The organism is Streptosporangium sp. DT93, from assembly GCF_049844535.1.
Lineage (GTDB): Bacteria > Actinomycetota > Actinomycetes > Streptosporangiales > Streptosporangiaceae > Streptosporangium.
The window spans coordinates 825,148-846,383 of sequence record NZ_JBNCLF010000001.1; the positions used below are offsets into that span (position 1 = coordinate 825,148).

The 21,236-nt window shown below is 70.8% G+C and carries 20 protein-coding genes and 2 tRNA genes; 14 read left to right on the plus strand and 8 right to left on the minus strand.

The window, feature by feature from the left end:
• The first annotated feature begins 2 nt into the window (after window positions 1-2).
• Window positions 3-1,310, plus strand: a complete 1,308-nt coding sequence (locus tag ACLQ2R_RS04065; RefSeq protein ID WP_425957907.1) for a DJ-1/PfpI family protein — start codon at window positions 3-5, stop codon at window positions 1,308-1,310.
• Window positions 1,311-1,747: 437 nt separating this feature from the next.
• Here ACLQ2R_RS04065 and ACLQ2R_RS04070 read toward each other — a convergent pair.
• From ACLQ2R_RS04070 to ACLQ2R_RS04085, 4 genes are all read right to left on the minus strand, one after another.
• A tRNA-Ala gene (locus ACLQ2R_RS04070) sits at window positions 1,748-1,820 on the minus strand.
• A 238-nt stretch (window positions 1,821-2,058) separates the two neighbouring features.
• On the minus strand, window positions 2,059-2,796 hold the full coding sequence (locus ACLQ2R_RS04075; protein ID WP_425957908.1) for an HAD family hydrolase: 738 nt from the start codon (window positions 2,794-2,796) through the stop codon (window positions 2,059-2,061).
• Between the two features lie 29 nt (window positions 2,797-2,825).
• Complete coding sequence (locus ACLQ2R_RS04080; protein WP_425957909.1) at window positions 2,826-2,945, minus strand: DLW-39 family protein; 120 nt, start codon at window positions 2,943-2,945, stop codon at window positions 2,826-2,828.
• Between the two features lie 474 nt (window positions 2,946-3,419).
• A complete protein-coding gene (locus tag ACLQ2R_RS04085) occupies window positions 3,420-3,704 on the minus strand; it encodes a GNAT family N-acetyltransferase (RefSeq protein ID WP_425957910.1) in 285 nt (94 codons plus the stop codon).
• Between the two features lie 458 nt (window positions 3,705-4,162).
• On the opposite strand from ACLQ2R_RS04085, the gene ACLQ2R_RS04090 reads away from it, so the two are divergent.
• From ACLQ2R_RS04090 to ACLQ2R_RS04100, 3 genes are all read left to right on the plus strand, one after another.
• A complete protein-coding gene (locus ACLQ2R_RS04090) occupies window positions 4,163-4,507 on the plus strand; it encodes an STAS domain-containing protein (RefSeq protein ID WP_425957911.1) in 345 nt (114 codons plus the stop codon).
• Window positions 4,508-4,719: 212 nt separating this feature from the next.
• Window positions 4,720-5,091, plus strand: a complete 372-nt coding sequence (locus ACLQ2R_RS04095) for an STAS domain-containing protein (RefSeq protein WP_425957912.1) — start codon at window positions 4,720-4,722, stop codon at window positions 5,089-5,091.
• A gap of 191 nt (window positions 5,092-5,282) precedes the next feature.
• Window positions 5,283-5,750: an ATP-binding protein gene (locus tag ACLQ2R_RS04100; RefSeq protein ID WP_425957913.1), complete on the plus strand. Its 468-nt coding sequence runs from the start codon at window positions 5,283-5,285 to the stop codon at window positions 5,748-5,750.
• A 139-nt stretch (window positions 5,751-5,889) separates the two neighbouring features.
• Here the strand turns inward: ACLQ2R_RS04100 and ACLQ2R_RS04105 are convergent, their stop codons facing one another.
• Window positions 5,890-6,606, minus strand: a complete 717-nt coding sequence (locus tag ACLQ2R_RS04105; protein ID WP_425957914.1) for a YqjF family protein — start codon at window positions 6,604-6,606, stop codon at window positions 5,890-5,892.
• A 351-nt stretch (window positions 6,607-6,957) separates the two neighbouring features.
• Between ACLQ2R_RS04105 and ACLQ2R_RS04110 the strand changes: the two genes are divergently transcribed.
• The 3 genes from ACLQ2R_RS04110 (at window position 6,958) to ACLQ2R_RS04120 (ending at window position 12,075) form a co-directional block, all read left to right on the plus strand.
• Complete coding sequence (locus ACLQ2R_RS04110; protein WP_425957915.1) at window positions 6,958-7,287, plus strand: putative quinol monooxygenase; 330 nt, start codon at window positions 6,958-6,960, stop codon at window positions 7,285-7,287.
• Window positions 7,288-8,219: 932 nt separating this feature from the next.
• Window positions 8,220-8,510, plus strand: a complete 291-nt coding sequence (locus ACLQ2R_RS04115) for a MerR family transcriptional regulator (RefSeq protein ID WP_425958163.1) — start codon at window positions 8,220-8,222, stop codon at window positions 8,508-8,510.
• Between the two features lie 970 nt (window positions 8,511-9,480).
• The gene (locus ACLQ2R_RS04120) at window positions 9,481-12,075 is read left to right on the plus strand and encodes a hypothetical protein (protein WP_425957916.1); all 2,595 of its coding nucleotides are present in this window, start codon (window positions 9,481-9,483) and stop codon (window positions 12,073-12,075) included.
• 203 nt (window positions 12,076-12,278) lie between these two features.
• Here the strand turns inward: ACLQ2R_RS04120 and ACLQ2R_RS04125 are convergent, their stop codons facing one another.
• Window positions 12,279-12,986: a hypothetical protein gene (locus ACLQ2R_RS04125; RefSeq protein ID WP_425957917.1), complete on the minus strand. Its 708-nt coding sequence runs from the start codon at window positions 12,984-12,986 to the stop codon at window positions 12,279-12,281.
• A 214-nt stretch (window positions 12,987-13,200) separates the two neighbouring features.
• Here ACLQ2R_RS04125 and ACLQ2R_RS04130 point away from each other — a divergent pair, with 214 nt between their 5' ends.
• The 3 genes from ACLQ2R_RS04130 to ACLQ2R_RS04140 all read left to right on the plus strand — a co-directional run bounded on the left by ACLQ2R_RS04130 (window position 13,201) and on the right by ACLQ2R_RS04140 (window position 15,996).
• On the plus strand, window positions 13,201-14,223 hold the full coding sequence (locus tag ACLQ2R_RS04130) for a sigma-70 family RNA polymerase sigma factor (protein ID WP_425957918.1): 1,023 nt from the start codon (window positions 13,201-13,203) through the stop codon (window positions 14,221-14,223).
• 304 nt (window positions 14,224-14,527) lie between these two features.
• Entirely contained in the window at window positions 14,528-15,214 is a 687-nt protein-coding gene (locus tag ACLQ2R_RS04135; protein ID WP_425957919.1) for an alpha/beta hydrolase, read from the plus strand.
• A 224-nt stretch (window positions 15,215-15,438) separates the two neighbouring features.
• Window positions 15,439-15,996, plus strand: a complete 558-nt coding sequence (locus ACLQ2R_RS04140; protein WP_425957920.1) for a cysteine hydrolase family protein — start codon at window positions 15,439-15,441, stop codon at window positions 15,994-15,996.
• A gap of 175 nt (window positions 15,997-16,171) precedes the next feature.
• Here ACLQ2R_RS04140 and ACLQ2R_RS04145 read toward each other — a convergent pair whose 3' ends face one another.
• Window positions 16,172-16,813 (minus strand): TetR/AcrR family transcriptional regulator, encoded by a 642-nt coding sequence (locus tag ACLQ2R_RS04145; RefSeq protein WP_425957921.1) that lies wholly within the window; start codon window positions 16,811-16,813, stop codon window positions 16,172-16,174.
• Window positions 16,814-16,878: 65 nt separating this feature from the next.
• Here ACLQ2R_RS04145 and ACLQ2R_RS04150 point away from each other — a divergent pair, with 65 nt between their 5' ends.
• The 4 genes from ACLQ2R_RS04150 (at window position 16,879) to ACLQ2R_RS04165 (ending at window position 20,617) form a co-directional block, all read left to right on the plus strand.
• Entirely contained in the window at window positions 16,879-17,184 is a 306-nt protein-coding gene (locus ACLQ2R_RS04150) for an antibiotic biosynthesis monooxygenase family protein (protein WP_425957923.1), read from the plus strand.
• Entirely contained in the window at window positions 17,181-18,992 is a 1,812-nt protein-coding gene (locus tag ACLQ2R_RS04155) for a CDGSH iron-sulfur domain-containing protein (protein WP_425957924.1), read from the plus strand. The genes ACLQ2R_RS04150 and ACLQ2R_RS04155 overlap by 4 nt, the downstream gene beginning before the upstream one ends.
• Before the next feature lie 368 nt (window positions 18,993-19,360).
• On the plus strand, window positions 19,361-19,969 hold the full coding sequence (locus tag ACLQ2R_RS04160) for a nucleotidyltransferase domain-containing protein (protein WP_425957925.1): 609 nt from the start codon (window positions 19,361-19,363) through the stop codon (window positions 19,967-19,969).
• A gap of 12 nt (window positions 19,970-19,981) precedes the next feature.
• Window positions 19,982-20,617, plus strand: coding sequence for an HAD-IA family hydrolase (locus ACLQ2R_RS04165; RefSeq protein WP_425957926.1), 636 nt, complete (start codon window positions 19,982-19,984; stop codon window positions 20,615-20,617).
• Between the two features lie 454 nt (window positions 20,618-21,071).
• Here ACLQ2R_RS04165 and ACLQ2R_RS04170 read toward each other — a convergent pair.
• Window positions 21,072-21,145 (minus strand) — tRNA-Ile (locus ACLQ2R_RS04170).
• Window positions 21,146-21,236 lie beyond the last annotated feature (91 nt).

A 21,236-nucleotide genomic window follows, 5' to 3' on the forward strand; every position in this document is an offset into this window, starting at 1 on the left:
CGATGCGCACCTTCCTGCGCCGCGCGCTCGCGGTGATCGTGGTCATCCTGATTCCAGTGGCCGGCGGGGCGATCTCCGCCCTCGCCACGTTCGACGCCGAGTACGCCCCCGGGCCGGACCGGCCCATTCCCGCCGCCACTGCCCCGGCTTTCGACCCCGCCAAACCGACCGCGGTCGTGGTGATCGGCGACAACGGGGCCGTCGTGTCGGACGCCCTTGCCCCATACGAGCTCCTGGCCGCCTCGGGCCGGTTCAACGTGTACACCGTCGCGTCGCGAAGGCGTCCGCTGCCGTTGACCGGTGGTCTGGACCTGGTACCGGATCTGAGCTTCGCGGATCTCGCCGAACTCACCGGCGGTGCCGCGCCGGCGCTCACGGTCATCCCTGCGATGCCGGACGTCGGCGAGCCCAGTACCGGCCCGGTCACGGCGTGGCTGCGTGATCAGGCGAGCCGCGGCACGCTGTTGCTGAGCGTGTGCAACGGCGCCGCTGTCCTCGCCTCGGCGGGTCTGCTCGACGGCCGGCCCGCGACCGCGCACTGGATGCGGATCGGCTCGCTCGAGTCGGACCATCCCGCGGTGAACTGGGTGCACGGCAAGCGTTTCGTCGACAGCGGTACCGTCGTCACGACCGCGGGCGTGTTGTCCGGCATCGACGGAACCCTGCACATGATCGAGCGCTTGGCCGGTTCGACGGTGGCGGCGAACGCGGCCAAGGCCCTGGGCTGGCGGTACTACGGCAACACGCCGCCGGTCGTGACCGGCATCGCCATGCCCGCCCCGGCCGCGATCGTCAACGCGGGTTGGACGTGGGCGCCGCCGACCGTCGGTGTGATGCTGACGCCGGGCGTCGGCGAAGTCGACCTGGCGTCGGTGTTCGAAACGCACGGCAAGTCACTCGCAGACCGGACGTTGGCCGTGAGCGCGGACGGCGGCCCGATCCGGTCACGGCATGGCCTGACGTTCCTGCCCCGCGCCGATCTCGCCGGCGCGGCCCCGGACCTGGATCGCCTGCTCGTCCCCGGAGCAGGCGTTCGCCTGGGCCAGGTCCCCGACGGCCTGGAGCCGGTGTACGTCCACTCCGAACAGGGTTTCGCCTACAACGACGTCGTACGGGACTTGGCCCGGACAACGGATGTGGCCACCGCCCGCTGGACCGCCGAGACCATGGAACTGCCGATCGACGGCCTGCGACTGGAAGGCCCGGCGTGGCCGTGGCGGCAGACGGGATTGCCCATCCTGTTGATCCTTTTGGGTATTGTCGCAATAATCTGCTTTCCGCGTATGTCAATCTGGAAACCTGCGGATTAAAAGCTTGGATTCGATCAGTTCTGAGCGGTTCATCGCAGACCAGAGGCCCTGCGCGGTAACCCCTGAACGGGTCTGAACGGTCCTGTAATGCAACGGGAATGCGACTGCTCGACAGGCGTGATCAATCTCCCGTAGAGCTCGGAACCGCGGCAAATCTTCCTTGATCACTCGTCTCATCCAATGCACATCAGCAAGTGTGGCGCTTCATGAGCAAAAGCTGCGAGGGAGAACGCCGTGCGGATGCACACACCCCGCCCGCCGGATCTTCCGAGCGGCAGCGGGAGGTGGCCCGGAAGCTCGACGGCCTCTCACCTGTGGGGCATTCGCGAAGGGATCGGGCACACAACGGGCACAGGAACGGAAGAAGGTCGAATGAAGATCAAAGCCCAGGTTGCGGCAACATGCCTGACCTGGGCTTTTGTCTGTCCGAGAGGGAGTGGAGCCTAGGAGATTCGAACTCCTGACATCCTGCTTGCAAAGCAGGCGCTCTGCCAACTGAGCTAAGGCCCCGCGATTCAAGCCGGTGGCCTGGGGAGATGCCCCTCGCACACGGCCTGCTTCAGTCGTACACGGTAGCAACAGGACCGGCCCCTACGCCACTTGAATGGGCGCGGCGGGCGGCGCCGGTGAAGCCCGGAGTCGAGGCGGCGAGCCCGGAACGGGAGTGACGGACCGGGACGGTGGGCCGAAGTGGAACACATGGGCCGGAAACGAACGAGTGAAGGACGGGACCGGAGCTCGGGGCGGTCTAGCGGGCGGCGGCGGCCACGGGGGGCTCGACCGGGACGTCCGCCAGGAGGAGTTCGGGAAGGTCCGCGACGGAGTCGAGGAGGTGGGTGGCTCCGCCCTTGAGGAGGCGTTCCCTGCTGTGGACGCCGGTCAGGACTCCGGCGACCACGGACGCGCCGGCGCGGCGGCCGGAGAGCATGTCGCTCTCGGAGTCACCGATGACCGCGACCTGGCGGACGTCCTCGACGCGCAGGCGGAGAACCGCGGTGAGGACCAGGTCGGGCATGGGGCGGCCGCGGCCCGCGTCCTCGGGGCACAGGGCAAGGTCGATCTTGTCGGTCCAGGGCAGGGCGGCCAGCACCCGTCCGAGCATGGCGCGGCTGAAGCCGGTGACGAGACAGATCTTGATGCCGGTGCCACGGAGCTTGTCGAGGGCCTCGACGACTCCGGGCAGCGGGACGAGACCCGCGCGGTCGATGGCTCCCCCGTACGAGCGCTCGAACGTCAGGTTGGCCGCCTGGGCCTGGGCCTCGTTGTCCGGGAAGATGCCGCGGAAGACGTCGATCTTGGAGCATCCCCGGGACCGGTGCACGTGCACCATGGCGCGAGCGTACGCACCGGTCCCGGGCACGATGCCCTGCGTGGCGATCGCCTCGGCGAACGCCCGCTCGACCATGGCGACGTCACCGATCGTGGTGCCCGCCAGATCCAGGCAGACAAGCCTGATGGGTGTCACTCCATCGTGAGCAAGGATCATGAAAGCACCCGAATCGGTAGCCGCGTATGTCAGTTCTCGCTGCCGGTGGCCTCGGTCCACAGGTCGAGCTCGGCACGGTCGGCCTGCACCTTGCGCCAGACCAGCAGCCCCCCGAGGCCGACGAGTGCCAGAACGAGCAACTTCTTCACGGTGTGACCCCATCTTCTTGAGAAGTCTCACCTGCCGGGGTGAGACAACGCCCGGTTCGAACGGTTCCTTGCAGCCTAGCAAGGGACCGGGCCATGATCCGGTCGGCCCGACCGAGCCGCCAATGGCCGATCTACGCCAACCGGGTGATTACCACCATCATGCCGTACGCTTCGCGTTTCAACGATTACGGTACGCCGCGATCCTTACCGTGAAACCGTCCTCGTTCTCACGATAACCCCCGTATGAGCCTGCCCTCGCCTCCCCGGGACGCGGCCGTCGGCCGGCGGCCGGCCGTGTCCGGCCCGGTGCCACCGTGACCGGCGGTTCCGGTCGCTGCGGCGTGATCCGGCCGGAGGGGAGACGACACAGACCCGCTCGTTATCAATCAGGGCAGGACATTCCGGGGAACCGAGGAGATCCGGACGACGTGGCATCCGGGAGAGAGGACAGGACAGGCCGCGTTCCCGGACCCCTCAGCCGGTCTCGACGAGGTCGGCGTAGTCGGGGTGGTAGTCGATCCACTCCTTCACGAACCAGCACTGGGGGACGATCCTGGCGTTCTCCGCGCGGGCCGCGTCCAGTGCCGTGCGGACGAGCGCGGACCCCACCCCCCTGCCCTCGTACTCGGGCTGGACCCTGGTGTGGGGGTAGACGATGACGCCGTCACGCCGGACGAGATCGAGCCGTCCCGCGGGGCTGCCGTCGACCTCCGCCACGTAGGAATCGCCGCCGGGGGAGAGCCTGACGTCCACCTGCATGGATTCTCCTTCACCAGACCGCCTGCGCGGCGGTTCTCCGAGGGCCTGCGGGCCGGAGGGCGGGGCGAGACGCCCCGCCGGAGGCTTCCGGCCGTGTCGTCACTCTCAGCGGATCTCACCCGGTGTTCATTCCCGCTCCGGCGCCTCCCGTCCACAGTGCCCTGCTCCAGGCAGGCTCCAGGACCGTTCGAGGCCCGTCCCGTCCCGGTTCCGCCTCGCCGTGCCGCGTTCCGGACCTCTGGTCCGGGCACTGTTCCGGCCCGCCCGTTTCCGCACCTTCCACGGAATTCGCGCGTACCGAAAACTCGAAAGCGGTAAGCCGTATCGCGGGACGCCCGATTGAAGGATGATGAGAGCAGGTCCCGGTACTGCCGGTATCCATGGCGATCAGCCGACAGCCCCTGCACCGTCAGGGCGGGCATCGACTGACCTTCATGCGCACCTAGAAGGTGATCGCAATGACGGGTGACATCGGCCACGGCTCACTGCGCGTTCTTTTCACCGGCCCTCCGCCCGGCGTGCGCTGCGAAGGCGACATCGACGTGTCCACGCGGGAGGTCCTCGTCCGGGCGCTGGATCTGGCGCTGGAGAGAACCTCCGGTGACCTTCACGTCGACCTGCACGGCGTCGATTTCGTCGACGTGGGCGGGCTGAGGGTTCTGGCGGAGGCGGCGTTCGGGCTGGCGGAGGGCCGCGCGCTGCTGGTCGACGGGCTCTCGCCGCACGTACGGCGGATCATGGAGCTGTGCGGCTGGGCGGAGGTTCTCACGACCGGCCCGGAGAACATATCTTTGGTGGGATAACTACAAATTGCTCCTCAGTTGTACCGTAAGGGTTCTCTAGAGGAATTCGGAGGACCGCAGCTGAGAGCAGCCGGATCGACCCCGCCCCCCGCCACCGGGCTCCCGCCCGGGGCGACCATGATCGGGTCGGCACGCTCCCGTTCCGCTCTGGGCCGGCCCGGCGGCACCCCGGTCGCCGCTCCCTCCACCCGACCGTTTGCAGAGGTATATCCGTGAGCGCTGCCGTCCGCGTGACAGACGTGTCCGACCCCGCCGTGAAGGAGATGCTCCTTCTGGCCGTGGCCGGTGAACTTGACTACAGCAATGCCGAACGCTTTCACCATGATCTGCACCAGGCCGTCGGCCAGACCGGTGGCGACCTCGTCATCGACCTGACCGAGTTGACCTTCTGCGACTCCACCGGGATCCAGACCTTCCTGAACGCCCGCAAGGCGGTCCAGGACCGCGGGGGCAACATCGTCCTGGTCAACCTGCATCCCCGCCTGGAGCGGCTCTTTCACCTCACCGGGCTCCTGCAGGCGTTCGGCGTCCAGCCCACCGTCGCCGACGCCGTCAGTTCCCTGCGCCCGAGCCCCCCGTCGTAGCCGCCCCGCCCGGCCTTCGGATATTCGTGACGGATGTGGCCGAACGAACATCCGATGGCCGTGGTGGTCGTAAGTTGGCAACGAGCGGGCAGGTGTCTAGCATCGTGTAACTCGTCAGCAACGCCCTGATTCTGGAGCAAGTCGGCTCGCCCCCCGGTGACTGCCAGATAAGGCGACGTCAAGGGGGTGTCGTGACCGCCGACCACGGCCAGCACTGGCCGATCGACGAGGATCTCAGTGCGCTGCGGGAGCGTCTGCACCATCACGCCGCCCAAGCCGGCATGCGGGGCGAACGCCTGGACGATCTTCTCCTCGCGACGAACGAGGCGGTCATCAACGTCCTGGAACACGGTGGCGGCAAGGGCACGCTGGACATCTGGCTGAACGAGACGCATCTGACCGTCGACGTCACCGACACCATGGGGCTGCTGGCGTGCGAACACGTCCCGGCCCAGCGCCCCACCGGCACCGTGCGGGGTTTCGGCCTGTGGCTGATGACCCAGCTGTGCGACGAGTTCACCGTCGAGCAGATCACCGAGGGGTCCCGGGTCCGGCTGCGGATGGACCTGCGCGTCCCGTCCGCCCGGAGCGGATCACGCGGCCCGGCGGGCTCCGGGCTCGACGACCCCGGTCAGGACGGGGTCCAGACCCCGGGCTGAGATCCGGTCGAGCCCGCGCCGTCACCCGGCACGACGGGTGCCCGCGACCGTACGGCGACGGCTTCCCCGCGTACGGACCCCCGGCGCGAACGTGTCGCGGTCGGCACGACGGGTGCCCGCGACCGTACGGCGACGGCCGTCACCTGCCCCACATCCCGATCCGTACCGCCACCCCGCGCGAGGCGTGCAGCACCGGGGCCTCGTCGGGAGCGGCGAGCCCTCCGGCCTGGAGCAGGTCCTGGTCCAGGCGGAGCAGCCGGGCGTGGCGGAGCGGCCAGTCGGCGTGCTCGATCAGGGCGTTGGCCGTCCTGCCGGCGACGGTGGTGAACAGCCGGTAGCGGGCGGTGAGGAAGTGCGCCAGCTCGTCACGCTCGGACTCGGCGAGCGCGGGTCCCACCTCCACCTCCGCGTCGCATCGCGCGCCGGCCGGTCCTGGCCAGCGCCGGCGGCAGCGGTAGCCGCGCCGGGCGCCCGAGGCCCGGACGGCCATGCGGGACCAGAAGTAGGGCAGCCGGTAACCGGCCCGCGCGCCGAGCACGGCCGGCAGGAGACCGGCGTCCAGGGACAGGAACCAGACGCCGTCGCGCCCCCGCTCGTCCCTCACGTACGTGCGCACGTTGGTCTCGGGAAAGCGGGAGAGCCAGGGCAGGGCGGGCAGGACCGGAGGCCGTACGTCCTCCATCAGGAAGGTGGTCAGACCGACCCAGGCCGAGCCGTCGAAGGTGTCGACGGTGAGCCCGGCGGGCAGCAGCCGCTGGATCTCGGCGGGCGGGTACCGCCAGTGCATGAAGGTCATCTCGGACCAGCGGTGGTACATGACCGGACGGGTCACGTGCGGGGACGGCGGGGCCTGCATGATCGGCTCCTTTGCGAAGGACGACGACTGCGAAGGACGACGACCGCGAAAGGCGGCGGCCGTGAAGGGCGGTGGCCCCGGAGGGCGGCGGACACCGTTGCGGTGGTCTCGGGACGGCGGCCCCCGGGCACAGGCGTGCCGCCCGGACCGCCGCCGTCCGTCGATGCCGATCTTCCCCGTCGCGGGCCGGGCATGCGGCCGGGACGGACGGTGTCGTGGCGGGGATCGAGCGGCCCGGTGCTCGCTCGGCCATCATGGCCGTGACACCGTCCCTCCCCGTTCCGTACGCCGTCGGCACGCGGGCGGGGCGGTCTCGACCGTCGATTCCGGCAGAGCGAAAGAGGGCAAGACATGATCTTCATCGCGGTCAGGTTCACCGTGCGTCCCGAGCGGGCCGACGAGTGGCTCACGCTCGTCGACGACTTCACCCGCGCCACCAGGCAGGAGCCCGGCAACCTCTTCTTCGACTGGTCCAGGAGCGTCGACGCGCCCGACCGGTTCGTCCTGCTGGAGGCGTTCGCCTCGTCCGCCGCGGGCGAGGAACACGTGAACTCCGAGCACTTCAGGACCGCCATGGCCTGGATGCCCGAGGTGATCGCGGAGACACCGGAGATCATCAACGTGGAGGTGCCCGGCGACGGGTGGTCCCGGATGGCGGAGCTGACCCCCACCCAGGGCTGACCCCCACCTGAGGCTGCCCCTCACCCGGAGCCGACCCCGGCCGGGACTGAGCACCGGCGAGGCATGTCACCGGAGTCCGACCGGCCTGCGCGCCGGCGCCCCGCCCCGCCCCGCCCCGAAGGCTCCCCTTCCGGGAATCGAAAACCTATCGTGGCCGCAGTAGACATTGCTCAGGGTGGGCGGTAGGGTTTCTGACATCGCAAGGAACGGATCCACAGGGCAGAGCATTACGCGAGCATCACGACGAACTGCCCGGACGAAGTGGATGATGTGGACGAAGCAGATGCAGGAAGTAGTTGTACGACAGTAGGTCGGATGTGCCCGGGCCGATGCGGTGGAAGGGTCCGGGCCGTGGACGCACTGTCGAGTGGTTGTGCGACAGAAGGTCGGACGTGCCAGGGCCAACGCAGTGGAAGGGTCCGGGCCGTGGACGCACTGTCGAGTAGTTAGTTGTACGGCAGAAGGTCGGACGTGCCCGGGCCGACGCAGTGGAAGGGTCCGGGCCGTGGACGCACTGTCGAGGCGTTACCTGAGGTCAGGAATGCAGGGATAGAGAAGGGAGTGTTGAACGCCATCAGGATCGCCCGTTGCCGGTTGTCTCTCACCGCACGGGTACCGCAGTCCCACGGATTGGACGGTGATCTACGGTCACGCACACGCGATCCCCGCGTCGCCGCCTCATCGGGCGGCCCACGTGGAGGCAGTAGATCGGCCAGTCGGCCGGTAGATGGTGTTGAACCTCGTTTTGGGCCCCGGTGCGTTATGGCACCGGGGCCCCTGTTCGCGTGCTGGAAGGTTGCATGGACCAAGTACCGATAGTGCCGGCCCTTCGATCAAGGGCCGGTTCGCAGGAAAAGGCCGGCACGGCCGGCAACGCGGCGAGTACCGCGTCCGGGGAGAGGCTCGACGACGAGGACTACCCCGCCTACAGCATGGGCCGGGCCGCGGAGCTCGTGGGAGTGACCCCCGCCTTTCTTCGCGGCCTGGGAACCGCTCGCCTCATCGAGCCGCAGCGCTCCGAGGGCGGGCACCGCCGCTACTCGCGCTACCAGTTGCGCCTGGCCTCCCGGGCGCGTGAGCTGGTCGACCAGGGCACCCCCCTGGAGGCCGCCTGCCGCATCATCATCCTGGAGGACCAGCTGGCCGAGGCGCTGCGCATCAACGCCGAGCTCCAGCGATCCCGCGCCGGGCGGACCGGCGAGGCGTCCCGCCCGCCGGAGTGAGAAGCGCGCCTCCCGCACCGCCTTCACCTCCCTCCCCCGTGACGAGGCTCGTGCCCGTGACGAAGCTCGTGTTCACGGGGCAGGGAGCACGGCCCCACCCTCGACCGGATGCCTCGACGACGGGTGTGAGAAGCACGGGGACGCGTTCCTCGTGCGGGACGGGACCGGGCCCGTGTGGGGCGAATTTAGGAAGCCGATGATGTGAACGGGCGTGTTCCTCCGCCGCCTCCGCCGATGGAACTGGTGGAATTTTGGACGATCCCCATCAGATCCATCAGCGGGGTCAGTTCTGCGGCCGGACGGGCGGCACGAGTTCTCCTATCTCCTCGACCCTCAGCCGCTCGGCGGTCCCGGCACCGCGCCGGCGCCCGACCCCATGCTCTACGCCACCTACGACGGCAGCATGGGCAAGCCGAAGGGCCCCGCCCTCGGCACCGAGGCGGGTCCGCTGGGCAGGCTGAAGGGCAAACCGACCTGACCCTCCCTGGCCTGACCGGGTGGGCGCGGGGCGGGGAACGGCCGGTTCCGGCGCGTGTTCCACCCCACCCCGGCCCGGACCGGCCGGTCCACCTCGGCGGCCACCGGGAGCGGGTTCGCCTCCATGCTCGTACCGGACGGGTACGAGGAGGGAATGCCACCGTGGCACCCGTCCGACCGGGGAGTCACGGTGGCGCCCTTCTCGTCTTTTTCCCGCGGACCGTCACGCCCCCCGCGTCCTCCCGGTGCCCGCCTTCTCACCGGTATTCACGGGCAGGGAAAAGCCGCTCGTGTTCCTCTCCCTGGTCAGGGGGCCCGTAGTCGGCCGGCGTTCCCCTTTTCGGAAAAGGTGGTGCGGGAAGACCAGAAGACGGGCGTCCCGTTTCTGATATTTCAATATGGTTGCGTATTCCCCGGATTTTCTTGACGTCAAATCTTGCGCGGTATGTATGGAGAGATGACGGATCGAGCGGTACAGGTCCCGAGGAGTCCCGTGGCCGATTTCGGAAGAAGGCAGCGCCGGTCACGCGAAGCGCTGGAGCGACTGCTGCGAAGACCCGCGTTCTGGCGGAAGGACCCGCCGCTGCCGGTCGTCGTGGTCACCGGGCCGGACGGGAGCGGGACGGAGGCCGCGCGATGGCTGACCGAACCCTTCGAGGACCACCTCCCGTTCGCCCGCGTCCCGGCCACGGGCGACAGGACCCTCCGTCAGTTGATCGAGCTGCTCGCCGACGAGGGGGGACGGCTGGGGGAACCGGTCAGCGGCTCCTTTCTCCCGGCACCGCGGTTCCCGCTCGTCCAGTTCGCGCTCTGGGCACTGACCCAGCGGGACCGGCCACCTTCCACCTGGGACGACACCCATGGCGAGCCGTGGCCACCGGATCCGCGTTCCGGGGCGGGCCGGAAGATGTTCAAGGAGCGGCTCAAGCAGTGGCGGTGGGACCAGGCGCAGGGCACCGGCAAGGCCGTGTTGCGGTCGGCCGACTTCTTCGCGAGGGCCGCCCCCACCTGGGTCCCCGCCGGAATCGTGATCGCGCTGGGTGCCGGTTGGATCACCGACGTCGTGGGCGTGGTGCAGTGGATCGCCGGGGCGGCGGTGGCCATCGTCGGCACGGTGGGACAGACATGGCTCTCGATCAGAGGATCGATCTTCAACCGCTGGTTCAAGAGACAGCCCTACATCACCCGCAGGCCGTTCGAGAAGCTGTGGGCGTACGGGCTCCGGGTGGCCCAGGCGCCGGAGGAGGACGCCGAGCGGCTGCTGGTCCACGCGATGTTCGAGGATCTGCGGCAGGCGTACAGGAAGTGGCCGATCCCCTGGCCCAGCTGGGGGCGGGGGTTGTACTGCCTGCTCGTCCTCGAGGCGGGCGGGCCGAGGTCCGCCAACGCCCGGTTCCTGAACGTCATGAGGGACGTGATCGACGAGACCGGGCGATTCGTCCCGCTGGTGGTCATCGTGAGCGCGAGCCAGGCCGACTCCCTGGAGAGGAGACCGGTCGCCCAGGGCTCCATGGAGTCGTTCGAGGACGTCGCGTCGGAGTGGCGGCGACGGCGCGACCTTCGGGTTCCGCCCCTGGGCATGGTGCTCCGCGTGACGGACGACCTCCCGACCGCGCCGTACGGACCGCGTCTGATCCCGGTGAGGGCCCGCGCGTGGATCTACTGGGCGGCGGTCTTCTCCCTGATGGCCGCTCCCCTGGCCTACGCCAGGGCCGCCACCCTGGGATGCGGCGGCGGGCTGATGGAGGAGTTCGGGCAGTGCGTCGGTCTCAGTGACGATCTCGGCAGGCTGAGGCCCGACCCGCTCGTCCGGCCCGCCCTGGAGAGGATCCAGGAGGAGAACGCCCGCATCCCCGCCGACCATGGACGGATCGTGACCGTCTTCTTCATGGGACCGCTGACCAGGGACCCCCTGTTGAAGTCCGGTGACCAGTTCAACGGCGTCCTCGGTGAACTGGCCGGGTTGCACGCCCGTCAGCGCCAGTACAACCGGCAGAGCGGTGACTGGCAGGTACGGGTCGAGTTCGCCAACGTCGGCCAGGACTTCCGCAGCGCCTCCTACGCCGCCGAGGTGGTCGAGGAGCGGGCGGAACGCGACCGGGGCGCCGCGGCCGTGATCGGCCTGGCCTGGAGCAGGAAAGAGACGCAGGAGGCCATCAGGATCCTCGGCCGCGCCCAGCTCCCCATGCTGAGCACCACCAACAGCGCGGACGGCACTCCGAGGGTGAACGGCGACCGCTCCTCGCCCTACTTCTTCCGCATGGCGGCGCCCAACTCCGCCCAGGCCAAGGCCATGCGCTGGTGGCTCTCACGCGGGCTGCCGGGCGGGACGGGACCGGTCCCGGTCGCGAAGGTGGCGACGCTGGAGCAGCGAAGCCCGGACGGGAAGGACATCTACAGCGCGGACCTGACCCGGGAACTCCACACGCAGCTGCCGGACCTGCCCGCGGCGCTGCCCTTCTCCACCCGGACCGAACTGTCCTCCCAGGTGGACGCCGCCTGCCGGAACGGCGCCCGGATCCTGGTGTACACCGGCCGCACCACGTTCCTGGACACGCTCCTCGACGACGGCGAGAAGGTCTGCGACCCGTCGACGCAGATCCTGGCCGGGGACGAGGTGACGGTGACGGTCGCCGAGATGAGGCGGTGGTCGGGGCCGCGGATGAACTTCGTCTCGCTGACCGACATCTCCACCCGGATCGTCCCGGGCAACGCCGCGATCGACGAGGCGGTCGGTGAACTGCCCAAGGCGGCCGCCTCCGTCACCTCGCGCGTCCACGCGCGCCTCGCCTACGACGCGCTGCTGGCCGTCACGTACGCGCTGGACGACCTGCTGCGCCAGCAGTCCGGGCAGCCGGGGGACGCGCTGGACATCGCGGCGGGCGTGCACTACAACCTTCGCGGCCTGCGGGCCGGAAGTCCGGTCAGCGGGGCCTCCGGGGCGTTCTCGTTCGAGCCCGGGGCCACGGACCACACCGCCACCCCGCGGTCGCTCTGGTTGTTCTCGGTGAGCCAGACCGAGGGGATACGGCCGCACGGCAGCTGCACGGTCATCTCCGCGAGAGTGGAGTGCCGGAGCGGCCCGTAACGCCGATGACCGGCACGGGGTGCCGGCGACCGTTGACCGGCCCGGAGTGCCGGCGACCGTGGTGATCGGTCCCGAACACGGTCACCGGCCTGGAACGCCGATGACCGCCCGGCCTCCGGAGACTCACCGGGAGAAGGGGGCCGTCAGGCGGTTCGGGGGAGGTGATCCCGGCCGGCACCCCCGATGGAGCCGGCCGGGACGTCTCACCTCCCGCGGCGCCGCAATCCCCATCCGGCGAGGACGAGCACGGCGGCGGCCACGACCAGGCCCACCAGGAGCCGGGGAACGGTCGTCCCCGGACCGGAGGCATCGGAGGCACCGGCCACCGGGGACGCCGGAGCCGGGCTCGCCAGGCCCCGGGGGGCCGCTTCCGGGGTGACACGGGTCGCCTGCGGCGGTTCGGCCGTGCCGAGCGCGGCGAGGAGCTCCTCGGGCAGCGTCTCGCCCGCGTCGACCCCGTCCCGTCCGCGCAGCGGTCCGTCACCCGGCCGGACCTGACGGTTCCCGTCGCAGAGCGTGGTGCTCAGCGGGACACCGGGATCCTTCCCGGCCAGGTTTCCCGAGCGGTCCGAGGCGAACACCAGGTACCGGGACCCGACGGTGAAGGAGTAGCCGCACGTGGCTTCGTCCTTTTCGCTCGCCACCTCGATCCCTCCCGCTCCGACCTGGCCCTCTCCCTTGTAGACCCGATCGGCCCGGAAGGCGTACACGATCGGCGGTGGGGGCCCGATCGTGGACGCGGGTGCCTGGCGAACGGCGACCACCGTCCCGGTGAAGACGACCGTCGCGCGCTCCACCTGCTCCGAGGCCCTCGACGATACGCAACTGCACGCGCACGCCGTACCGGGAACGGCCACGACGGTGACCGCGACGACGACGGCCAGGAGGACGGTGACGAACCGGTGTCTCATGCCCCCATCACGTATTCTCGCCCCGAACGGTTCGGCGCCACGGGCGGTTCCGGAGCGCGGGAGCTTACGGGACGCGGGCGCTTACAGAGCGCGACGTTTCCGGGACACGGGCGCTTCCGGGACGCGGGCGTTTCCGGGATGCGGGCCGACCCCTTTCCGGCCGTTGATCCGTCCCAGTGAGGACGAGTGGCGCCGATACCGGGGGGAGGATCGTTTGGACGAGGGCGCAGAGGCGGCGCTCGCCGACGCCGTCCGGGCGGGCGACGAGCCCGCCTTCGCCGGGCTGGTCGAACGCCACCGGCGGGAGCTGCGGGTGCACTGCTACCGGATGCTCGGCTCGCTGGAGGAGTCCGAGGACCTGGTGCAGGAGACGTTCCTGCGGGCCTGGCGCGGCCGCGGGACCTTCGAGGGCCGCTCCACCGTCCGTGCCTGGCTCTACCGGATCGCCACGAACGCGTGCCTGGACTTCCTCGACCGGCATCCGCGCCGCCCACGGGCGGGCGAGGCGTCGCCGGAACGGGATGCGCCCGCCGCTCCGTCCGGGATCCCCTGGCTCCAGCCCTACCCGGACCGGTTGCTGGAACCCCTCGCGCCCGGCGCCGGGCCGGACGCCGCCGCGGTGGGCAGGGAGACCGTCGAGCTGGCCTTCCTCGCCGCTCTCCAGCATCTGCCTCCCGGCCAGCGGGCGGCGCTGATCCTGCGGGACGTGCTCGGCTGGCCCGCCAAGGAGACGGCCGTGCTGCTCGGGACGAGCGTCGACTCGGTCAAGAGCGCTCTGCGGCGGGCGCGGTCGACGTTGCGGACGCGGCTTCCGGAACGCCGCCTGGACTGGGCGCCGTCCACGGCCCCGAGTGCCGGGGAACGGGAACTCCTGCGGCGCTTCATGGACGCCCACGAGCGGGCCGACGCCTCCGCCCTCGCCCGGCTGCTCCACGAGGACGTGCGGATGACGATGCCTCCCCTTCCGTTCTGGTTCGCCGGGCGCGAGGCCGTCACGGCCTTCGCCGCGAACGCCTTCGGACCCGGTTCGCCGCTGTACGGGGGACGGTGGCGGAGCGTGCCCACCCGGGCGAACCGGCAACCGGCCGTGGCGGGGTACGTCCGGCCGTCCGGGGCCCGCGAGTACCGGGCCCAGGTGCTCAACGTGCTGCGGATCGAGAACGGGAGGATCGTGGAGATCACCGCCTTCGAGCCGCACCTGTTCGCGGCGTTCGGGCTGCCGGCGACGTCACGCTGACCGTCGGCTGCCCCGCGCCCCGCCGCCGCCCGCACGGTGACTCGGGGACCGGTCCCGCGTCCGGACCCGCCGCTCGCACGATGAACCCGCGCCCGGTCCCGCGCCCGGACGCGTCACCCATGCGATGAGACGGTCCCCGGCCCCTTCGACCCGTGCGATGAGCCGGTGCCCGGAACCGTCGCCGACGCGGCGGGTCACCGGGTCACCGGGTCACCCACCCCTGAGGTGACCCCTTTCCCGGCGTCCCGCCGTCTCAACGACGCGGGTCGCGAAGGACGCGGCCGACGACGAGAAGGAGTCAGGAATGACCACCTACGTATTGATCCACGGCGCCGCGTCCGGCTCGTGGTACTGGCACCTGCTGGAGGCCGAGCTGCGGGCGCGCGGCCATGACGTGGTCGCGCCCGACCTGCCGTGCGACGACGACTCGGCCGGGCTGTCCGAGTACGCGGACGCGGTGACCGGGGCCGTGGGGAACCGTACCGGCCTCGTCGTGGTCGCGCAGTCCCTGGGCGGGTTCACCGCGCCGCTGGTGTGCGAGCGGGTGCCGGCCGGGCTCCTGGTGCTGCTGACGGCGATGATCCCCTCGCCGGGGGAGACGGCCGGGGACTGGTGGGCCGCGACCGGCTGGGAACGGGCGCGGCGCGAACAGGACGAGCGCGACGGCCGGGCCCCGGACGACGACATCGCCCTGTTCCTGCACGACCCGCCCGGCCTGGCGGCGGAGGCCGCGCGAAGGGGCCGCGACCAGTCCGCGACCCCGTTCACCGAGCCCTGGCCGCTCACCGCCTGGCCGGCCGTGCCGACGCGATTCCTGCTCTGCCGCGACGACCGCTTCTTCCCGGCGGAGTTCATGCGCCGCGTCGTCCGCGAGCGCCTGGGCATCGTCCCCGACGAGATGGGCGGGGGCCACGCCGTCGCCCTCGCCCGCCCTCGCGAACTGGCCGACCGGCTGGAGGCGTACACCTCCGGTGCGGCGTCGGGCCCGTGAGCGACGGCGGGGGGCCGGAAGGGCGGCAGGAGTCCTTCGCCGGCGGCGCCGTCGATCCGTTCGCGTGGCAGGCCGGCACGGCCGTCGTGCCCGGGCGTACTCCCCGGTCGTGTGGACGAGGATCCGGTGACGGGGGCACGGGGCGATAACAGGTGTCGTTTCGTCGGTGACGGTGTCTACTCTGGCCCCGGGCACAGGGCCCCGCATCGACGTAAAGGGAGAGCATGACCACACTGGAGAACCGGCCGAACACCGCGCTCCTCGTCGTCGACGTGCAGAACGCCGTCGTCGGGGAGGCTCACGAGCGCGACGCGGTCGTCGCGAACATCGGCGGCCTCGTCGACAGGGCCCGGCGGGAACGGGTCCCCGTCGTCTGGGTCCAGCACTCCGACGAGGACCTGGAAAGAGGGAGCGACGGGTGGCGGATCGTCCCCGAGCTGGCTCCGGGCGACACCGAGCCGGTCGTCGAGAAGCACTACGGTGACTCCTTCGAGGCCACCACCCTGGAGACGGTGCTGTCGGATCTCGGTGTCGGGCGGCTCGTCGTCACCGGCGCGCAGACCGATCAGTGCGTCCGCGCGACGCTCCACGGCGCGTTCGTCCGAGGGTACGACACGACCCTGGTCAGTGACGCCCACACGACCGAGGACCAGACGGAGTGGGGGGCGCCGCCGCCGGAGAAGGTCATCGCGCACACGAACCTGTACTGGACCTACGAGACCGCGCCCGGACGGACGGCCGGGACGGTCACCACCGAGAACGTCGACTTCGGCACACCCTGAGGCCCTCTGAGGCCCTCACCCCGAGATCCTCTGAAGCTCTCACGCCCCGGGACCCTCTGAGGCCGTCACGCTCTGGGGCCTCCCCCTGAGGCTCTCGTACCGAGGTTCTCGTCCTGAGACCCTCACACCGAAACACCCGCGGTCCTCCGTACGGAAAGGTGCCCCCGAGGACGACTCAGTCGTCCCCGGAGACATCGTGCCGTTCGTCCGGGACCCGGCCGCCGAGCGCCCGCCACACCAGTGCGGCCGTCCGCTCCGGCCATCGCGGGGGCGGTGGGTCACCGGCGAGCTCCCGGCCGTACCAGGAGCCGGTGCACATGGTGAGGGCGACCTCCAGGTCGGCCTCGGCGTCGATGAGCCCGAGCCTCCGCGCGGTCTCCAGGGCGGCCAGGAGCCTGGCGCGCCGGGGGGCGATCACGCGGGCGCGGTAGCGGGCGCGGACGTCGGGGTCGGTGGTGTCCTGGAGCATGGTGCCCACCAACGAGAGCCTCCCGGGCCGGGAGACCCCGCGCTGGAAGTCGGTCAGCTCGGCCACCAGGGCGGCGAACGGGTCGGGATCGGCCGTCGGGGCGATGAACGGGCCGGTGGCCGACGGGTCCCGGCCCTCCTGATCCTCCAGGGTCGCGATCACCGCGGCGGCCAGTTCGGCCTTGCCCGGCCAGCGCCGGTACAGGGCCTGGCGGGTGGTGCCGGCCTCCTCGGCGACCGCCGACAGGGACATGGCCGCGTACCCGTACCGGGAGAGATGTCTGACCGCGACGGCGAGGACCCGGTCGTCGATGGCGCCGTCACGAGCCCGTCCGTGCTTCCGACTCACACCGGATCCTCCAATACAATACAGTGTTGTATTGATTAATCACCTTCGAGCCAAGGATGGTGGCCGTGGTCATCGAGTACATCCGTTATACCGTTCCGTCCTCCCAGGCCGACGCGTTCGAGCAGGCCTACCGGGTCGCCTCCCCCGTCCTGGACGCCGACCCGCACTGCCTGGCCTACGAGATCGCCCGGGGCGTCGAGGAGCCCGAGCACTACGTGGTGCGGATCGAGTGGGACTCGGTGGAGGGGCACGAACAGGGCTTCCGCCGCAGCCCCGCCTTCCGTGAGTTCCTCGCCGCCGTGCGGCCGTTCATCCCGCAGATCCAGGAGATGAAGCACTACGCCGTCCGCCAGAGCGGGACGGCCCGATGACCGGATCGCCGGCGGACGCGGCGGGCACGGCGGGCACGGCGGACACGGCGGACACCGCGAGAACCGCGGTCATGGAGCTACAGGCGCTACTGGGGCGCGCCCGCCGGCTCGATCGCCACCTCACCCGGCTCATGACCGTCGATGAGGGCGCCGAACCGCTGGAAGACTCGGTCGTCCGGCCGCTGTCCGAGGCACTCGCCCACCTGGGCGGCGAGGACGACGGGCGGGGGGCGGAACCGGAGCCGGGGACGCCGGGAGAGCGCCTGTGGCGGCTGGCCGTGGACGCCACCCGGCTGCGCACCCTGCCCGGCCTGCCGACCGGCGTCCAGGAGGCGACGGCCGCGCTGCAGCACCTGGCCTGGCTGTTCACCGAGGACCCCGAGATCAGGGCGGCGCGGGTCGCCGAACTGCGGGAGATCCAGTCCGCCCTGACGCCGGAGATCCGGGTCGCGGCCGACGGGCCGTACCTGGTCACCAACCCCTCGCGCATCACCGACTGGCTGGGTGAGCCGATCCCGGCCCTCCCCCAGACGGCGCTGTGCCGGTGCGGGGCCTCGGCGATGAAACCGCTGTGCGACGGCAGCCACGCGCGCGTCGGGTTCAGCGGCGACAAGGACCCCCTGCGGGTGCCGGACGAGCGGGAGAGTCACCAGGGGGTCCAGGTCACCGTTCTGGACAACCGCGGCCTGTGCGCTCATTCCGGGTTCTGCACCGATCGGCTGGCGACGGTGTTCCGGCAGGGGAGGGAGCCGTTCGTGGCGCCCAGCGGCGGACGGATGGACGAGATCGTACGAGCGGTGCGCGCCTGTCCATCCGGCGCGCTCGGCTACGCGATCGACGGGCGGGAACCCGCCGACCAGCCTCGCGAGATGGCCGTCGAGGTATCCAGGGACGGCCCCTACCGGGTCACCGGCGGCATCCCGCTGACCGGTGACGACGGCCGGCCCGAGCCGCGCGACGCCGGCGCCTCGGCCGAGCACTACAGCCTCTGCCGGTGCGGCCAGTCCCGGAACAAGCCGTTCTGCAGTGGCATGCACCACTACGTCGGCTTCACCGACCCGCCGCTCCCGGAGAACCCCACGCTGTACGAGTGGGCCGGAGGGCTGCCGGCGCTGACCCGGATGACGCAGATCTTCTACGAGAAGTACGTCCCGCAGGACCCGCTGCTCGCGCCGCTGTTCTCCCGGATGTCGCCCGACCATCCCGAGCGGGTGGCGGCCTGGCTGTGCGAGACCTTCGGCGGCCCGAAGCTCTACACGGAACGCTACGGCGGCTACCAGCACATGATCGCCGAGCACGCGGGCAAGGCGCTGACCGAGGAGTGGCGCGCGCGCTGGGCCCAGCTCATCGCACGGGCCGCCGACGACGCCGGCCTGCCGTCCGACGCGGAGTTCCGGGCCGCCTTCGTCTCCTACGTGGAGTGGGGCTCCCGGATCGCGGTCGAGAACTCCCAGCCGGGCGCCACCCCGCCACCGCGCATGCCGGTACCCCGCTGGTGGTGGGTGTGCTCGGCCACCCCCGGCTCCCGCGTCTCCGCCCTGGCCCCGGTGACCGAGGAACCGAGCGCCGACCTGCCCGCCCCCGGGGAACCCCTCGGCTTCACCGCGCACATCAGGCCGCTGTTCCGCGAGACCGACCGCAGGTCGATGAGCTCCGCCTTCGACCTGTGGTCCCACACCGACGTCACCCGGCACGCCGAGGCCATCCTGGGACGCCTTCGCCAGGGCGACATGCCGTGCGACGCCCCCTGGCCGTCCGATCGCGTCGACGTCTTCGCCCGGTGGATCGCCGAGGGCACCCCCGAGTGAGCGCACCCGGACGAACGGTCCCGGGTGAGCGGAGCCGGGTGAGCGGAGCCGGGTGAGCGGAGCCGGGTGAGCGGAGCCGGCCGTTCCGGCCGGTGAACGACCATGGCGGAGCGACGGCGATCCGACAGCACTCGCCGTCGCCCGTCGGCGCCCGTCGGCTGCCACCGGAGCGGGGTCGGAAGGGACTGGCCCTTCTCACTCCCGCCGCCGGCCGACGGTCCGCATGCCACCCCGCCCTCCGGGCGTTCCCCCTCCTTCACGCCGGGAGCTCGGGCGAAGGCCGAGGCAGGAAGACGAGAGGATCGACGAGGAGATCAGGGATCGGGCTTTTCACCACTTCGGTGAGCACCGAGGAGAAGAATGACGGGGTGACGGGTACCGAAACTCCCTGGGGACCGTGGGAACCGGCACCGCTGGAGGAGGTCGTCGCGTTGTTCCACCGGCTGGACGCCCCCTGGTGGGTCGGCGGCGGGTACGCGATCGAGCTGGCGGTGGGGCGGCCCTACCGCGATCACGGTGACGTCGACATCGGCCTGCTGCGGCGTGACCAGCTCGCGGTACGCCGCCTGCTGGCCGGGTGGGACTGCCACGCCGCCGATCCACCGGGCACGCTGCGTCCATGGTCCGTGGACGAGGTGCTGCCCGGCCGGGCACACGACATCTGGGTTCGGGAGCGCGACGGAGGACCGTGGCGCTTCCAGCTGATGCTGGACGAGTCCGACGGTGACGAGTGGGTCTACCGGCGTGACGCGCGCGTCCGCCGCCCGCTGACCTCGCTCACCGTGGCCGAGGATGGTTTTCACCGGCTCGCCCCCGAGGTCCAGCTGCTGTACAAGGCCAAGGGACGGCGCGCCAAGGACGAGATGGACTTCACGCGGGCGCTGTCTTCGCTGACCGGTGCGCAACGGCGCTGGCTGGCGGAGGCGCTGACGATCGAGCACGGTACACACCCCTGGCGTGACCGGCTAAGGGAGTGAACGGGAGAGAGAATGCCCCTCGACGCGGTGCTGTGTGACTTCGACGGCGTGCTGCGCTTCCACGACCAACACGTCCACACGCGCATCGACCGGACCTACGGCCTGGCGCCCGGGACGGTGCTGAGGACGGCGCTGAGCCCGGCCCTGATCGGGCCCGCTGTCGTCGGTGAGATCACCTGCGAGGAGTGGGAGAAGGCGCTCGTGGCGGCGTTCACCGGGATGCTGGACTCACCGGAGCGTGCCGCGCGCCTCGTCGAGGAGTTCGTCGGGGTGCCCGCGTGGATCGACGAGCGGGTACGGGACCTGCTGGCGTCGGCGCAGCGGCGGGTGCCGGTGGTGCTGGTCACCAACGCCACGACCCGCCTGGAGGAGGACCTCGACCGGCTGGGGCTGGCGCACTTCGCCGACGAGGTGGTGAACAGTGCCCGGGTGGGGGTCGCCAAACCGGACCGGCGCATCTACGAGATCGCCGCGGAAAGGGCGGGTGCCGCGCCGGAGCGGTGCCTGTTCGTCGACGACCGGCCGGAGAACGTGACGGCCGCCGTGACGCTGGGGATGACGGGGGTGCTCTTCCGGGAGGTGGAGGATCTGCGGGTGGCACTGGAGGCGGAGGGCTGGGGTCACCGGAGCCCCGTCTCCTCGTCGTGACCGAGGCCGGCGACCAGGAGGAGCACGGCGACGACGCCGTAGAGCGGGAGCACGAATCCAGACCCCTGCGAGCCCTCGGGACGGGAAAACCCGGCGTCTCTTGACGAAAGTGTTCGATCCGGAGGCGCTGCGTGTCGTGCACAGACGGTTCCTCGAACGCGTCGAGGCTGACCCAGCGGACGTCGGCCGACTCGTCGTTGACCGCGAGCGTTCCGCCGATGACATGGGCCGTCGGACAGGCGTTGAACCGGCGGCATATCTCTCCGTCGCTGTAGGCGCCCCCGGAGCCGAACCGGACCGTTGGACCTTCGAACTCGACAACCATGCGCGAAGTTCGGGGGTGTGGGGGCCCGGCCCCCCCACCGGGGGGTTCGGGGGGGCGCCCCCCGTGTGAACGACGAAGGGGACCCGTGGAAGCGGCAAAGCCGCGACCACAGGTCCCCTGTCTCCAGAGTGGGGCTACCAGGACTTGAACCTGGGACCTCTTCCTTATCAGGGAAGCGCTCTAACCGTCTGAGCTATAGCCCCTCATCACACGCGCGGACGGCTTCGCTTCCATCTGGTGGAGGCGGACCCGTCCGTCCGAACAGGGAAAAGCTTACCCTGTTTCGGCACCTGC